16 protein-coding genes are annotated in these 16527 nt (G+C 41.6%); 13 read left to right on the forward strand and 3 right to left on the reverse strand.

Going from position 1 to position 16527, the window contains the following annotated elements:
- Positions 1–35: 35 nt before the first annotated feature.
- From H6G05_RS11830 to H6G05_RS11840, 3 genes are read left to right on the forward strand one after another with little or no spacing between them, the layout of a single operon-like run.
- Positions 36–338, forward strand: coding sequence for a type II toxin-antitoxin system HigB family toxin (locus H6G05_RS11830; RefSeq protein WP_190578373.1), 303 nt, complete (start codon positions 36–38; stop codon positions 336–338).
- 32 nt (positions 339–370) lie between these two features.
- Positions 371–772 (forward strand): helix-turn-helix domain-containing protein, encoded by a 402-nt coding sequence (locus H6G05_RS11835; RefSeq protein WP_190578374.1) that lies wholly within the window; start codon positions 371–373, stop codon positions 770–772.
- 12 nt (positions 773–784) lie between these two features.
- The gene (locus tag H6G05_RS11840) at positions 785–3844 is read left to right on the forward strand and encodes a type I restriction endonuclease subunit R (protein ID WP_190578375.1); all 3060 of its coding nucleotides are present in this window, start codon (positions 785–787) and stop codon (positions 3842–3844) included.
- 41 nt (positions 3845–3885) lie between these two features.
- Here H6G05_RS11840 and H6G05_RS11845 read toward each other — a convergent pair whose 3' ends face one another.
- Positions 3886–5325, reverse strand: coding sequence for a WGR domain-containing protein (locus H6G05_RS11845; RefSeq protein ID WP_190578376.1), 1440 nt, complete (start codon positions 5323–5325; stop codon positions 3886–3888).
- Positions 5326–5580: 255 nt separating this feature from the next.
- On the opposite strand from H6G05_RS11845, the gene H6G05_RS11850 reads away from it, so the two are divergent.
- From H6G05_RS11850 to H6G05_RS11865, 4 genes are all read left to right on the forward strand, one after another.
- On the forward strand, positions 5581–6111 hold the full coding sequence (locus H6G05_RS11850) for a hypothetical protein (RefSeq protein WP_242025445.1): 531 nt from the start codon (positions 5581–5583) through the stop codon (positions 6109–6111).
- 44 nt (positions 6112–6155) lie between these two features.
- Positions 6156–7751, forward strand: coding sequence for an FAD-dependent monooxygenase family protein (locus H6G05_RS11855; protein ID WP_190578377.1), 1596 nt, complete (start codon positions 6156–6158; stop codon positions 7749–7751).
- 210 nt (positions 7752–7961) lie between these two features.
- Positions 7962–8702, forward strand: a complete 741-nt coding sequence (locus H6G05_RS11860) for a WecB/TagA/CpsF family glycosyltransferase (RefSeq protein ID WP_190578378.1) — start codon at positions 7962–7964, stop codon at positions 8700–8702.
- Positions 8703–8863: 161 nt separating this feature from the next.
- Positions 8864–9259: a VOC family protein gene (locus H6G05_RS11865; protein WP_190578379.1), complete on the forward strand. Its 396-nt coding sequence runs from the start codon at positions 8864–8866 to the stop codon at positions 9257–9259.
- A 323-nt stretch (positions 9260–9582) separates the two neighbouring features.
- Here H6G05_RS11865 and rpsN read toward each other — a convergent pair whose 3' ends face one another.
- A complete protein-coding gene (gene rpsN / locus H6G05_RS11870) occupies positions 9583–9888 on the reverse strand; it encodes a 30S ribosomal protein S14 (protein WP_094531335.1) in 306 nt (101 codons plus the stop codon).
- Positions 9889–10315: 427 nt separating this feature from the next.
- On the opposite strand from rpsN, the gene H6G05_RS11875 reads away from it, so the two are divergent.
- The 6 genes from H6G05_RS11875 (at position 10316) to H6G05_RS11900 (ending at position 15675) form a co-directional block, all read left to right on the forward strand.
- Positions 10316–11344, forward strand: coding sequence for an ABC transporter permease (locus H6G05_RS11875; protein WP_190578380.1), 1029 nt, complete (start codon positions 10316–10318; stop codon positions 11342–11344).
- A gap of 29 nt (positions 11345–11373) precedes the next feature.
- Entirely contained in the window at positions 11374–12033 is a 660-nt protein-coding gene (locus H6G05_RS11880) for a rhomboid family intramembrane serine protease (protein ID WP_190578381.1), read from the forward strand.
- A gap of 270 nt (positions 12034–12303) precedes the next feature.
- Positions 12304–12876, forward strand: coding sequence for a Crp/Fnr family transcriptional regulator (locus H6G05_RS11885; RefSeq protein ID WP_190578382.1), 573 nt, complete (start codon positions 12304–12306; stop codon positions 12874–12876).
- Positions 12877–13065: 189 nt separating this feature from the next.
- Entirely contained in the window at positions 13066–13716 is a 651-nt protein-coding gene (locus H6G05_RS11890) for a phosphatase PAP2 family protein (protein WP_190578383.1), read from the forward strand.
- Positions 13717–13754: 38 nt separating this feature from the next.
- Positions 13755–15017 carry an AAA family ATPase gene (locus H6G05_RS11895; protein ID WP_190578384.1) on the forward strand — a complete coding sequence of 421 codons (1263 nt, stop codon included), beginning with the start codon at positions 13755–13757 and terminating at the stop codon, positions 15015–15017.
- A gap of 1 nt (position 15018) precedes the next feature.
- Complete coding sequence (locus tag H6G05_RS11900) at positions 15019–15675, forward strand: phage tail protein (RefSeq protein ID WP_190578385.1); 657 nt, start codon at positions 15019–15021, stop codon at positions 15673–15675.
- Here H6G05_RS11900 and H6G05_RS11905 read toward each other — a convergent pair.
- Positions 15670–16299 (reverse strand): cadmium resistance transporter, encoded by a 630-nt coding sequence (locus tag H6G05_RS11905; RefSeq protein WP_190578386.1) that lies wholly within the window; start codon positions 16297–16299, stop codon positions 15670–15672. The two genes, H6G05_RS11900 and H6G05_RS11905, sit on opposite strands and share 6 nt — an antisense overlap.
- Positions 16300–16527 lie beyond the last annotated feature (228 nt).

Consider the following 16527-nt stretch of genomic DNA (forward strand, 5'->3'; position numbering starts at 1 on the left):
TGTAATTAGCTTCGCAATTTGCTAAGATCTCATATATGCACATCATCACGCGATCGCGCCTTATTGAATTTTGGGAAAAGCATCCAGACTCAAAAACGAGTTTACTTCTTTGGCATAAAATCGCTATTACTGCCAAATGGCAAAACTTTATAGAAGTGCGTGAAGTTTTTGCCTCAGCCGATCAAGTAAAAAACCTGACAGTCTTTAATATCGGAGGCAATAAATACCGTTTAATTGCGTTCATTGATTATAAGTACCAAAAGATTTTTATTCGTAATCTTCTCACCCATGCCGAATATGACAGAAACGACTGGAAAAAAGATGACTGGTACGAATGAAACAATTAGCTATCTACAAAAAACTAAAAATTATGATTACAGCCGAACCTAATAATTACATCCAACTTCTACAAACATTTCCACCACGACCAATCAAATCAGAAAAGGACTTACTTGCAGTCCAAGAGATGATCGATCGCATAGTCGATGCTGACGAAATAACACCAGAACAACAAGACTACATCAATATTCTAGGTATGCTTATTTATGAATACGAAGAAAAGTATGTATCCATCCCCGATTTAAGCGGCGTTGAGTTACTCAAGGCACTAATCCATGAGTTTAACCTTCAACAAAAAGACCTAGTTCCAATTTTCAAAACAGAATCCATTGTGTCAGCAATTCTCAATAAAAAGCGTAAATTCACAGTAGAACATATCGAAAAACTAGCTAACTTTTTTCACCTCTCCCCTTCAGTATTTTTCAAGGGATAATCGTAGATTGCCATGAATAGAACATCTGAACAAGCCTTTGAAAATGCGATCGCCGATGTTCTATTAGCATCTGGATATCATCGTCATTTCTCACAGGAATTTGACCGCGAAAATGCCATTTTCCCAGATGAGGTACTTGCCTTTATCCAATTTACCCAACCCAAAGTCTGGGAGAAATTAGAGATTGCTCATGGTGACAAAACAGGCGATCGCGTTATTGCCGCCCTTTGTAAATGGATGGATACCAATGGCTCACTCAGTACCCTACGGCACGGCTTCAAATGTTATGGCAAAACCCTCCGCATCGCCTTTTTTAAGCCAGCCCACGGACTCAACCCAGAACTAGAAGCCCGTTACGCCGCCAACATTTTAGGATTCACCCGACAACTTTATTTCAGCCCAAAAAATCAACAATCCCTTGATGTTACTCTTAGTGTCAACGGCATACCATTAATTACTCTAGAACTCAAAAATCCTCTCAGTAACCAAACCGTAGCCGATGCGATCGCCCAATATCGTAGCGATCGCGATCCACGCGAAAAAATATTTGATTTCAAAAAGCGTACATTAGTCCATTTTGCTGTCGATACCGAAGAAGTCCACATGACAACTCGACTAGCTGGGACTTCCACCTATTTTTTGCCATTTAACCAAGGCAGAGACGGCGGTACTGGCAACCCAGCCGATCCCAATGGTCGCAACTATCGCACCGCCTACCTATGGGAAGAAGTCCTCCAACCCGATAGCTTGCTAGATTTACTCTCGCGCTTTCTCCACCTTCAAGAAGAAGAAAAACTCACCGATGAAGGCAAAAAGGTCAAAAAAGAAACCATGATCTTTCCCCGCTATCATCAACTAAAAGCCGTGCGCGATCTCGTTAGCGCCGCCGCGATCGAAGGCACGGGACATAACTATCTAATCGAACATTCCGCAGGTAGTGGCAAAAGTAACACTATTGGTTGGTTAGCCCATCGTCTCTCATCGCTCCACGATGTTAATGATAAGCGCGTCTTCGATAGTGTCATTGTCGTGACCGATCGCCTTGTCCTCGATCAACAATTACAAAATACCATCTATCAATTCGATCACCGTCAAGGCGTAGTCCAGAAAATCGAAGAAGATTCGCGCCAACTAGCTGAGGCACTAGAAAATGCTGTTCCCATTATCATCACCACCCTTCAAAAATTCCCCTTTGTCGCTCAACAGCTTGCCAAAATGTCTGAAGCGCGAGGTGAATCAACTAAAAGCCGATTACCCACGCGCAAATGTGCCGTCATTATCGATGAAGCGCACAGTTCCCAATCTGGTGAAACTGCTACCAAACTGAAAGAGGTACTTGGCGGCGAAGAGTTACACCAAAAAGCCCAAGAACTTGCCGCAGAAGAAGGCGAATCAAACTTAGAGGCTCTGTATCGCAGTATGGTCAAGCGCGGCAATCAGCCCAATATTAGCTTTTTTGCCTTCACTGCCACTCCCAAACATAAAACCCTAAAAATCTTTGGGCGCGATGGCGCACCCTTTAGTAAATACACGATGCGTCAGGCGATCGAAGAGGGCTTTATTCTTGATGTCCTCAAAAACTACATCACTTACAAAACCTACTATCGACTGCTAAAAGCTTGTGAAGACGATCCCAATGTTGAACGCAAAAAAGCCGCCAAAGCCCTAAGTCGTTATATGCGTCTTCATCCCCATAATATTTCTCAAAAAACGGAAATTATGGTGGAGCATTTTCAAAATTACAGCCGCCATAAAATTGGTGGTCGGGCTAAGGCTATGGTAGTTACAGGCTCACGTTTAGAAGCCGTCCGCTATAAGCAAGCCTTCGATAAATTAATCAAAGAAAAAGGCTATGACATCAAAAGCTTAGTTGCCTTCTCTGGAACCGTAGTTGATGACAAAATTCCCGAAAAGACCTATACCGAGCCAGAAATGAATGGCGGTATAAGGGAGAAAGATTTACCCGAAGAATTTGCGACTAGAGACTATCAAGTGCTGCTGGTTGCTGATAAATATCAAACTGGCTTCGATCAACCTTTGCTACACACAATGTATGTGGATAAGAAACTTGGAGGCATACAGGCTGTTCAAACCTTATCTCGACTTAATCGTACTCATCCTCTCAAAAAAGAAACTTTTATTCTCGATTTTGTCAATGATCCTGAAGAAACTCAAAAAGCCTTCAAAGTTTATTTTGACGGGGCAACTATGGGCGAAGAAGTCGATCCCGATCGCTTATATCAAATTCAAAATGAGCTAAATGAGGCGGCAATTTATTTAGACCCAGAGGTTGACCAGTTCTGTGAAATATTTTTTGCACCCAAAAAACTTCAAAGCCAAGCCGATCACAAAATCATGAATGCAGCGATCGACAAAGCTGTTAGTCGCTTTCAGGATTTGCTCAAAAATCAAGAGGACGAAGCCGAATTATGGCGCGGTAAAGTACAGGCTTTCTGCAACCTTTACGCATTTCTAAGTCAAGTAATTCCCTATCAAGACAGTGACTTAGAGAAGCTATACACCTATCTCAAACACTTAGCCCTGAAATTACCAAAAAGAACATCAAGTTCAGGCTATCAGTTTGACGATGAAGTTCAACTCGCCTACTATCGCCTCCAAAAGATTAGCGAAGGCTCTATCAGCCTCAAGGTCGGCTACGCAGCCAAACTTGATGGACCAAAAGAAGTTGGCAGTGGCAAAGTCAGAGAAAGTGATGTTCCCCTCTCCCGTCTGATCGATCTGATTAATGAAAGATTTGGAGAAGAGCTAAATGAAGCCGATCAGCTATTTTTTGACCAGATTACTGAAGTTGCCGCCCAAGTTGAGGCGATCGCTCAAGCCGCCCAAGCTAATCCTATTGAAAAATTTCAACTGGTTTTTAGCCAAGTACTAGAGTCACTCTTTATCGAGCGGATGGAATTAAATGAAGATCTGTTTGCTCGTTACATGAATGATCCTGAATTCAAAGAACTAGTATCTCAATGGTTAGGACAGCAAGTTTATTCGCGCATCCCAAAAACTATTTCTTATCCAATCAAGAAAAAAATCAGGAAGACTAGTGTTGGAGATTAATCTACAATGCTTTGCGCTCAAACACTTTTAACCTAAATTCGCTATACATAGCGCTTAATATCTCCATAGGCTCGATAGAAACCACCTCGCGCAGACTCGCGCAACTCCTGCACCCAATACTTTGCACCCTCTTCCCGAATATCCCGTGGAAACTGCACAAACCAATCAGAGTTGTATCCTTCGGAAACAGCCCGTACTCGTAGTTCACTTCCTTGTCGAAAACATTCAACGATTACGCCTTGACCTGATGTGATGGAACTTGCGGAACTGGTAGTTTCCATGGGTGTATTCACAGAGGCTGCCGAGGATGAAGCCTTAGCCTCAATTTGTCGAGTTTTCGGTAATTCCCCTGTCTGTGCCGAGGCGATCGCCTCAGTCGAAGCATCAACACATGCCAAAACGCCATCGGTAGTTACAAGATAGAGGCGATCACCTAAAAACTGCATCGAGAGAGCTGAACCACAGCCCGTTCCCAATTTCCAAAGCCGCTTACCTGAGGCTTCAAAGCAATAGATCGAAGAAGAACTATCTCCTGCAAAGACATATTTCCCACCCTTGGAAGCGGCACAGGAATAGACGGAAGCATCACAGGCATAAATTTGTTCTACTTCACCTTGCTTACTTAAGCGATAGAGTTTCTTGGCTGAAGTTCCCGCATAGACTCCTTCTCCTTCTAGCCAACCAAATAGAACCGCGCCATTAGTTGTTTGTTGCCATAGTTGCCTTCCTGCGTCTAAATCGTAGGCGGTTACGCCTTCATAATGCCCATGATAGAGATTTGTGCCATCGCAACGCACCATCCAGCCTGCTTGTCCTTGGCTGAGTCTTGTCCATTGCTCCCCTGTTGGTTCGATCTTGACGATCGCGCCATTGGCATCGGAAACCGCTAGCGTACCGTCGTAAATATCGAGCCAGTAAATGTCAATATTTGGGTCGATTTCGTAGGCGAGACGAGGTAATTTGCCGCTGAGGTCATAAACATTGCCATCATCGCAACCTACGTAAATCCAAATGTCATCGGCAACTATACATTTCACACCTTCAGGCAATTGGAACTGGTTATTGATCTGCCCTTGGTGATCTAAATTAAACACTTGTCCCCGTTGATTCCCCAGCCAACAGCGATCGCCATCGATAAAAATGCCAAAAGCTGTTGAGTCAGACCGAAATGACCACAAAATGGGGGCGCGGGTTGCGGTAGAGGCAACACTTTCTACAGAACGACGGGTCACCACCGATCGCTTTTGCCGCTCTCCCATCACCGCAGGTGCATAACCTTTACGTTTTTTTTCATTAATTTTTTTGGTTGCTTCAGCTTGAGCTTTTTCGGCAGTGGGATAGGTTTTGTTTTGTTGTTGACCTTTATCGCCAATGCGTCCGTAGCGAATTCGCACCTCCGCACCCTCAACGATGACCTCATAGAACTTGTGCGATCCTTGATCGCCTTCCGATAGTTCTAGATAAGTGATGTCTAAACTCATAGTTTTACTGGCGGCGATCGCCTATGTGTTGACTTGTATGTGCTTACTGGATTAATACCAATTCACGAAAGTGTAGCAACACTTTTGTGAATTGGTATTAATCCAGTAAGGGTTTTAAAAACAAAAAATGGCGTAGCCATTTTTTGTTTTGGTATAACCAATTTTGCCCGATTGCTTGACTTAACGAGCAGTTGCCTTACAAAACTTCAATTCAGCTATTTGCGCGATCGCTTCTTTGAACTATATTCTTAGAGCATGATGACAAACTACCGACCACCCAAAAGATGGCTGTATCCCATCGGAAAATTGTCCAAACTTGCGGCTGCGATCGCCCTCGCTGCATTTGCCTATATTCCTACTTCCGCAAAAGCTGAAACCTATATTAATAACCGTACCTGTCCTGCGGACTTTCCGAGCTTAAGTAAAGCTCTAGCTAAGGATTTACCAGACTATCTCAATCGCGTTTACAGTCGCTTAAGGATTAAACGCGAGGTGATGACCATCAGTCAGCCAGAGCTAGAGCCTTTGCCCCTTGCCCCCGATCAAGCCAGCGATCGCCTACCGCAACAGATATTTCTATCGATCTTAGAAAGACAAACGGGTAAAACCGAAACATCACAGCGAGCTTACTGGTTATTTGTAGTTCCTACTTCTAACGGTTGGCGGCTAGCGATCGCCTTTATGCGAGTCGGACAAGCGCCGCCTGTGGATGTCAGTGATGCGGCGATCGCTGATGCGGCGAATAAGTGGTTACGAGACTATTGCGATCCTCGGTATAAACTCTAGGATAATAAATGTCGGCTTCGCCGACATTTATTAGTTTGAAAATTATGTCTTTATTTGAAACTGTGCGATCGCAAATGCCTATGGAAGTTCCATCGCAGTTAGAACGCATGGATGCTTTTTGGAAAAGTTATCGTCAAGGTGATCAAGCGATCGCCAAAGTAGTCCATACATCTCAGGAAAAGTTAGGCGACAAAGATTTTGATGCGATCGTCTGTGGTGGCACATTGGGCATATTTATCGGCTGTGCATTGCAGCGTCGAGGCTGGCAGGTGGCGATTATTGAACAGGGGACATTACGGGGTAGGGCGCAGGAATGGAATATTTCCCGCAAGGAATTAAACGCATTTTTAGAATTAGATTTACTCACAGAAGCAGAACTAGAAAAGGCGATCGCGACTGTTTATAATCCTGCGAGAGTTGGCTTTCAAGGTGGAAAAGATCTCTGGGTGCGGGATATTCTCAATATTGGCGTTGATCCTGTTTATCTATTGGAAGTTCTGAAACAAAAGTTTTTAGATGCTGGTGGCAAGTTATTAGAACAAACTGGATTTAAACAGGCGATCGCCTACGCTGACGGTGTGTCTGTAGAAGTTGCTCTCACCGATGGCGGCCCCTCTCCCAAAGAGGGAGAGGGGAACAAGAAAATTACTGGACGATTATTACTGGATGTGATGGGGCATTTCTCGCCGATCGCCAAGCAAGCGCGATCGCTAACACAGGGCAACATCAAACCCGATGGAGTCTGTATGGTGGTGGGAAGTTGTGCGAAGGGAATGCCCGATAAATCCTATGGCGATTTGATTTACAGCTTTACGCCGATTCAAAATCAATGTCAGTATTTTTGGGAAGCTTTTCCAGCTAAAGATGGTAGAACTACTTATATGTTTACCTATGTGGATGCCGAACCACAACGTCCTAGTTTTGCTCAATTGATGGAAGACTATCTATTTTGGTTACCGAAATATCAGGAAATAGAACTTAGCAAACTGGAATTCCAACGAGTTCTCTTTGGCTTCTTTCCATCTTACAAACAAAATCCTTTGCAAACACCTTGGGATCGAATTTTGCAAGTGGGTGATAGCTCAGGGATGCAATCTCCGCTTAGTTTTGGTGGTTTTGGAGCGATGGTGCGGCATTTACCACGCTTAACTGATGGAATTAATACAGCGCTGCATCATGACTTATTGTCCAAAGAAAATCTGCGATCGCTACAGCCCTATCAGCCAAATCTGTCGGTAACTTGGCTATTCCAAAAATCGATGAGTGTTGCTGTCAATCAACAAATCGAAAGCGATCGCATTAACTATTTGCTAGGTGTAACGTTTACGGCAATGGAGAAACTAGGCGATCGGGTTCTCTATCCATTTTTGCAAGATGTAGTACAGTTCGTTCCCCTCGCCCAAACGATGCTTGCGATGTCTATCGCCGATCCTGTACTAGTTTTAAAGATCATGCAACAGGTGGGCATTCCCACCTTACTAGATTGGCTAAAGCATTATCTAGGATTAGGCGCATACAGCTTTTTAAATCAACTTGGGCAAAAAATAGAACCTGCGATCGTCAATCTTCTACCTGAACAAGAATATCAATGGCAACGTCAGCTTGACGCATGGCACTACGGTTCAGGTGGCGACTATTAAGAATAAGTGGTGCGGCGCGAAGCGCCGCACCACTTATTCCCTAAACCCAAGAATTGAGTGGCGGCGCTTTGCGCCGCCACTCAATTCTTGGGTTTTAAAACTTGCTTTGCTATATCAGTCTCAAAATTAGGTAATATAGCCCCATAGGTTGGAGTGTGAGTATAAAAACTTATCATATCCATTCAAAAATACATCTGGAGAGAAAATCCCTTGCGTCAGTTTGGTGTGCTTGGTCTGCCCGTACATATTCATGACAATTACCGTGATTGGCTAGCTCAGAGACTACAAGCTAGCCAAGGTACACATGTGGTCACCATTAATGCAGAAATGACCATGCAGGCTCAAAAAAATCCTGATTTGGCAAATGTAATTAAGCAGGCTGAGTTAGTTGTGCCAGATGGCTCAGGAGTTGTGCTGTATCTGCGATCTCAAGGTCAAAAGATCAACCGTTGTCCAGGAATTGAGCTATCGGAGCAGATTGTACAGGTCGCCGCCGAAAAGCAATGGCGCATTTTCTTAATCGGTGGCGCACCTAATGTTGTGGATACTGTAGTCAATATCTGGCAGCAAAAATGGACGGATATGGCGATCGCTGGAATGCATCACGGTTATTTTGATGACATGCTCGAACAGCAAATTTGCGAACAGTTACAAAGCTCTCAACCCGAACTGATCCTTGTGGGTTTGGGAGTACCTCGTCAAGAGCTATGGATTCAAAAATATCGTTATCTATGTCCTAACGCTGTGTGGATCGGCGTGGGTGGTAGTTTTGACATTTGGTCAGGGTTAAAAACTCGCGCTCCTGAATGGTTTAGTAATAACAATCTAGAGTGGCTATATCGGCTTTATCAAGAACCTTGGCGATGGAGAAGAATGTTGTCTCTACCGCATTTTGTCTGGTGCGTCACCAAAGATTCTCTATTCAAACCCAAGAAAGGACTCACGCAGTAGCCCTGCACTCAAGTGCGTGCAGTCTTAAAGCTTAAACCCGTTTCAACGGGTTGCTTAGAATTATTTAGAATTGTTATGTAGTCCACTTCAGTGGACTTAAGCTTTTAGGCAAGAACTCAAGTTCTTGCCTAAAAGCTTAAGTCCTAACACTTAAAAAGACTATGCAACATCACCATACTTCGATTAAAACTGCGGATATTTTTCAGGCGATCGCTTTTTATGAGGCGTTAGGTTTTGAGGTAACTGAGCGCTTTACAGCAGGGATTACGCTAGCTTGCTGGATGAAGGGTGCAGGGACTAATCTCGAACTAATGCAAGTTCCTGAGCCAAAAAACACCCCAAATCCGTTTGGTGATGAGCATTATGTGGGGTACTATCACCTATCGTTTCATGTAGAAAATTTGCAAGTTTTTTTGCAAGATCTAGTTAATAAACTCGGCAAAGTCAAATTATTATTACCACCACGAGAACAAACCATAGGTGATCGCACCTATCAAGTAGCTTTTATCGCTGATCCCGATGGGCTTCCAATTGAGCTAATGGAAAAAAGAAATTGAAACTGCTTTGCAGTCTCATCCGAAAACACAAAATATCTACGCCATTTTGTAATTTCGTCTACACTAGCTATTACAAATCCCAGAAGATGAGTGGCGGCGCAAAGCGCCGCCACTCATCTTCTGGGATTTGGTTTTAAGTATAGCTATAGCCACCTGTATCAGGACAAATCAAAACCCAAATAGTGTGAGGCGGCGCTTCGCGCCGCCTCACACTATTTGGGTTTTATGTCCTAACAAGAATGGCGACAGCTATAAAAATTGCTTTGCTATAAAAACCAAAAAAGCCGTCACCAATTGGTGACGGCTTTTTTGGTTCTCAAAAACTACCAGCTAGATTTAACTACACCTGGTAACAAGCCTTGGTGAGCCATCTCACGCAAAACGTTACGGCATAAGCCAAAATCTTTGTAATAGCCACGAGGACGACCAGTAGCCCAACAACGGTTACGGTGACGGGTAGGGTTGGCGTTACGAGGAATTTGTTGGATTTCACGGTGTACAGCAACTTTTTGTTGTTGTGTCAGTTCAGGACTGGCAAACTTTTCTTTGAGTGCTTCGAGCTTAGTTGCATATTTTTCAACTAACTTAGCGCGCTTTTTTTCGCGCTCGATCATGCTTTTCTTAGCCATTGCGGTTCTATCAGGTGATGTAGAGGTAAAAGTCTAAAAATTTAATACAATTCGCGACAGTTACCGATCATAACCTAAATCGTCAATTTATAGCCAATCTATTGAGCAATTCTCGTTATAAAAAATAATTTTTTTGAAAGTCCACCCACTGCGGGCTTTCAAAAAAATTATTTTGGTGTTTTCAATGCCGAAATTGCTATAGGCTGGTCACAAAAATTTTGGGTTTGGGTTTGCATCAAAACCAAAAGACGAGTGGCGGCGCTTCGCGCCGCCACTCGTCTTTTGGTTTTACGACCTAACAAGACTGACTACAGCCTATATAACTTGGCGCGATCGCGATCGCTTCAATGAGCTAAACGCTTACACACAAATTTAGATTAATATAACTGCATAGTAAGTGACCTAAACGATTAAGCAACTTTGAGCTATGACAACTGCAAACCAAGGAAATCGCTCTTTCTGGCGCTTGATCATTAACGATACAACAGGTTTTGTAGTAAAGCGTCTGGGACAAGCGATTATTGTCGTTTTAGGCGTGTCAATTTTAAGTTTTTTTGCAATTACTAAGTCCCCTGGAAATTGCTTTTCCGAACTGCGAAATAATCCTAGTACGCCTAAAAAGACCATTGAACAGTTAGAAAAGCAACTAAACTACGATAAACCTGAAATAGTGCAGTATCTCCTGTGGTTGCAAAATACTTTAGGTGGTGATTTAGGAGTACGTTGTCAAGGCTTAGCACCTGTCACACCACTTATTGTCGAACGTGCTGGCAATACATTGATAATGTCGCTTGCTTCCTTATTCACGACATGGCTTTTGGCAATACCGCTCGGTATTTACAGCGCCGTTAAACAAAATACTTTGAGCGATCGCCTGATCCAAATAGTGAGCTATGCAACGCAGGGTTTCCCTAGCTTTGTATTGGCAATCTTATTGTTAATGTTGGCACAAAATACAGGCTGGTTTCCTGTAGGCGGTATGACTAGCATCGATTTTGCCGATCTCTCACCCTTTGGTAAGTTTCTCGATATTAGCCATCACATGATCTTGCCCATTTTGACTTTGACAGTAGTTAGCTTTGCAGGATTGCAAAGGATTATGCGCGGTAGTTTGCTAGATGTATTGCGGCAAGACTACATCAAAACAGCCCGTGCCAAGGGGTTACCTGAGAATAAGGTAATCTATGTCCATGCTCTCCGCAATGCCATCAATCCTTTAATTACTTTGTTGGGATTTGAGTTTGGGGGATTACTAGGTGGAGCATTTATTACAGAGTTCTTTTTTAGCTGGCCGGGATTAGGCAAGTTATTGCTAGATGCAACCAAAGAAAAAGACACGAATCTAGTCATGGCAGGACTAATGCTGGGAACTTTGATGTTAGTAGTCGGTAATCTCATTGGCGACTTATTGCTTAAGGCTGTCGATCCACGGATCAAGCTTGATGACATGGAATAAAATCTATAAAGTGTCGCTTATGGTTAGCAATGTTTCCTTTACATGATGACAATCCCACCCAAGATACTTCTGTAGTTGTCTATGCGTTGATTTTGGTGAATGTGCTGATTTTTGGATATCAGGTCAGTTTGCCAAACTTTCAACTTGGTGAATGGCTAGACAATTGGGCTTTAGTTCCAAAGGAATTAATTGCTAACCCTTCAAAAGAAGCGATCGCTTTATTCTCATCGCAATTTCTCCATGCCAGTATCTTCCATTTAGTTGGGAACATGTGGTTTCTCTATCTATTTGGGAATAATATCGAAGATCAACTTGGGCATTGGAAGTTTTTATTTTTCTACTTGCTTTGTGGAGTTGTGGCAGGACTGGTGCAGGTAATCACAGCCCCCACATCGCTAGTGCCAATGGTGGGTGCTAGTGGAGCAATATCAGGTGTAATGGGTGCATATCTGATTAGATTTCCGCGTGCAAGGATTTTGAGTCTAGTATTTTTAGGGATTTTTATAACTGCGATTCCTATTCCTGCGGCTGTGTTTTTAGGTTTATGGATTGCAGGACAAACTGTTTATGCAGCAATGGCAAATCCCAATTTACCAGGGGTGGCTTATTTCGCTCATATTAGCGGTTTTGTAATTGGCACGATCGCCATGCTTTTACTCTCAAGGCTTTCTAAAGATTCTAAAGAATAGTAACAACGAGTAGGCTATCCCTATGTGAATTATTTATAAGACATAAAACCCAAGAATCGAGTGGCGGCGCTTCGCGCCGCCACTCGATTCTTGGGTTTTGGTTCGTACTAGCTAAATCTTTTTTTGTTATAGAAGTTTATTTGGGGTGAGAAAAGCAAAAAGTAAATATCAATAAAAATACGGTAACTTCACGGGAATACCGTATTTAGTAAGATACAATACTCTTCAACGTAATACAAATAAATCTACTGTTTGTCGATAGGGTATCTGATGATTTATCTTGCAAAGACTACTGGGCTTACCTATAAGCGTCGTGAAATGCTGCCCCGCAAAACTAACTATCTCTGGAAAATTGAGTCTGGGGTGGTGCGATCGCTAACGTGGAATGAGGATGGTCAAGTAATTTGCTCAGGGTTATGGACTGAGGGTGATCTCATTGGCAGTGAGTTGTCACAATTATTTCCTTACGAAATGGAATGCTTAACTGATGTGCAGCTAACCGAAATTCCGCGATCGCATTGGGGAGATTATGTTGAGTCAATTATTCGCCGCAATCAAACCAGTGAGTTTTTGTTAAAGATTGCCCATAGTCGAGCTAAGGATGAGGCTTTAAGGCTGTTATTAGCTTGGCTAACCGATCGCTTTGGTGAAGAGGATCATCGCCATGGCAAGTTAATCACTCTGCAATTAACACATCAAGAACTTGCGGAATTAATTGGTTCTACTCGCGTTACGGTCACACGCATTATCAATGATCTTGAGAAGATGGGTTTCTTATCTCGTAAAGGACGCAAGCTCAGATTTTTGGCGGAGTCTACTGAGCAATGGCACTATGAGATTTAATAAAAGCCTCTATAGGCGTTTCAGAAAGGTCAAACATCATAGCCAACTCAACCTCTTTAACACAAAGTATTTCACACGCTTTAGACCTCCGAGGCTGAAATTCTCGCTAGTCAAGCATTTTAAGCATTACAGCCAGAATTTCTTCCCGAAACGCCTATTGAGTCAAAAAATTAATTCACTACATTTTTTATGTCTAAGTACTCACCACAATCTATATCTGAGTCAAAAGAAGTAACATTAAAAAAAATTTTGGTGATTCTCTCTCTGCTTACTGCCTTTGGTTTATTAGCGATCGCTATAAGCAACTTGCCATTAGTCACTTACTGGGACAGCATAATTCTCAAAAAAGTCCATAATTTGCAAAGCCTAGAACTAGATCAAATTGCGATCGCCTTGACCCAAACCGCTGGAGCTATGGGTATCCTCGCCATTACTTCCTTGCTGAGTATGGGTTTAGTCTGGTGGAAACAATGGCGATCGCTAGGCTATGTCTGGCTAGTGATCATTGGTGGAGGCTTGATTACCTTTCTTGCAAAACTTCTCTTTCATCGCGCTCGTCCTGATGAGTGGGTTTCCCCTTTGCCACAGCCAGACTTCTCTTTTCCTAGTGGTCACGCGATGCTGAGTATGAGTCTAGTGATGGCGATCGCAATTCTGATTCCTCAGAGACATTGGCGATTAATTTGGTTAGTCACGGGTGGAATTTGGTTTATGGCGATCGCTTGGACAAGGCTATATTTGGGTGTGCATTATCCTAGCGATATTCTGGGTGGCTGGTTATTGGCAATTTTTTGGGCGATCGCTGGTGGTTTCTTAACTAAGGTGAATGTTAAGCTATAGCTAAATTCATCACGTTTGCTCACCTAAGTCTCAATCCTATGTTTACCGAAGTTCAAATCGAGAACTATAAGTCTATCCACAGTCTCAAGATAAATTTGGGTCGGGTTAATGTGTTTATTGGTGAGAATGGTTGTGGGAAGAGCAATATTTTAGAAGCGATCGCTTTAGCTGGTGCGGCAGCAGGTAATAAGTTAGATAATGAGTTTTTGGCTCCTAGAGGGATTAGAGTTACTGAACCAGAATTTATGCGATCGGCTTTTGATAAAGAAAATATTGACAGAACAATCAAGCTCCTTCTACAAGACTCCAAGAAATTTACTTTGAGATTTGCGCTACACAATGAAAATAAACCTTACTCCAAATGGAGTCAGGTATTCAATATGCTTAACTATTATGCAAAAATTTTGGATGTTCTAGATGAAAAAACTAGTGATTCAGAGGAACCGACTATAGAGCGATCCATTTTAAGCGTCATAAAGAAAGTCACGGAAGAATATATTAGAAAATCACTCAAAGAGAAAATACCTTATACTGAATATGAGTCTAAGCATAATTTAGACGAGGAAATATTCACGCAATTTTTACATAATACAACTAGAAAAATTTTAAATAATGTATCAAATGAAGTAAAAGAAAGTGAATCAATCTTAGAGGATTTTTTAATTTATTCACCTGAAAATTCTTCATTACGAACCTTTGAAGAAGAAGGTCAAATTCAACCATTAGGTGCTAAAGGGCAGGGGTTGCTCAAGCTTTTAAGAGTTTTAAATAGTAGTCCAGATAAAATTAATGAGGTTAAGCAAAAGCTTGAACTTATTGATTGGTTTGACGATTTTAAAATACATCAAGATTTTGATATAGAGAGAACTATTCAAATCAAGGATCGATATTTAGATAAAGAATTGCCGTACTTTAATCAGAGGAGTTCTAATGAAGGCTTTTTGTTTTTGATGTTTTACTTTGCTTTGTTTGTTAGCGATGATACGCCCAAGTTTTTTGCAATTGACAATATTGAGAATTCTCTAAATCCTAAACTATGCACAAGACTAATCCAAGAATTAGTAGAACTAGCTAAGAAGTATGATAAACAAGTTATATTCACAACACATAATCCTGCGATCTTAGACGGATTAGATTTACATGATGATGAACAAAGGCTTTTTACGATTTATCGAAATATTTATGGTCATACAAAAGCAGAACGTATATTTGCACCACAGCCATTAGATGATGAGGATCCAGTGCCATTATCAGAGGCTTTTATGAATGGATACATTGGAGGACTACCAGATAATTTCTAATATGAAAAAGCGTACTTTTGCAGGAATTGTTGAGGGAGTGACCGATAAGAGAGTTATTACTAATATCTTAGCTGGATATTTTAATAACCCTGACATCAAAGTTACTTGGCTTCAACCAAGGGATACTATTCCTAATACCAAAGAACCACCAGCAGGTTGGACAAGAGTTCTTAAATATTGCAAGACAAAACAATTTAAAGATTCATTTCAAGAGAATGAGTATGTCATTATTCACATAGATACTGATGTTTCACCAAAGGAAACTTTTGATATTGCTCATCACGATGAAAATGGAAACTTATTAACACCTGAACAGCTAATTGCAAAAGTAGTAAACAAATTTAGATTGCTAATTGGTGAAGATTTTTATGATCAGTATGAAGATAAAATTATTTTCGCGATCGCAGTTCACTCGATAGAATGCTGGTTAATGCCTCTTTGCATTCCAGAGAAAAAATCAGAAATCAATGATTGTATGAATGACCTAAAACGAGATTTACCAAACTTTAAGCCTAAAGACCATAAATATTATCAGACAATCTCTATGGAATATGCCAATACCAATTCGCTCCTAAAGCTTTATCCAGAAAATCCCAGCTTGAAGATTTTTATTGAGAAACTTGCGAGTAGAAATATTGAAATCTCTGAAGAATCATAATTTAATTGAAGGAAGTAATTGATAGGTTTTGCTTTCGTAGAGGATGTAAATGCCTAGCGCAATAAGGACAAAAGGCACGATCACATCACTGTATTGTGCAAGGAATTTAACGATCGCAGGATGACTACTGATACTTTTGGCGGCATAACACCAAACTGTGATCAAAATCAAAAAAGTAGCGATCGTAATTGAGAGAGTAACGGCATTGCTACTCGCAAATAAAGGAATATAAATACCAATATTGTCGCCGCCATTGGCAAAAGTGACAGCCGCCACATGATAAGTCTGTGGGGCGATTAGAGACGATTTCCTCTGTTCAGGAATCGTACAAGTTTGCACAGTTACTTCTTCTTGTTTTTGGAATAAATCCTTGAGCCCGATCGCGATCGGTAATAGTCCTAAAAGTCCAATCCATTTAGGATCAATAATCAGACCACCTAAATACGCTGGTAAACTCGCTAAGAGAATTAGTCCAAAACCTAAGTACTGACCAATCAGAATATGACGCGGACGAAACTTATCATCAACTTGGGCAAAGAAAATTGTGAGAATGAGAATGTCATCGATATTTGTAGCAGTAAAAGCAGCAATTGCGATCGCCACAGTACCGATAATCCATTCCATATTTTTCCTCAAGCTAATAATCATTAGGAGTATATAGCAACGCAAGAGATAGATAGGACAAATTAAAACTAAAAAGATGAGTGGCGGCGCTTCGCGCCGCCACTCATCTTTTTAGTTTTATGTCCTAAGGAATGAAAAACAAATAACTTGTGCAAATTAGGATAATCTCAGACAAAGAAAGAAAAGGAATAATTTTGGGTTATTACAGCGAAGAACTTGAGACAGAGA

The sequence above is a fragment of the Phormidium tenue FACHB-1050 genome, assembly GCF_014696925.1.
GTDB lineage: Bacteria > Cyanobacteriota > Cyanobacteriia > Pseudanabaenales > Pseudanabaenaceae > Pseudanabaena.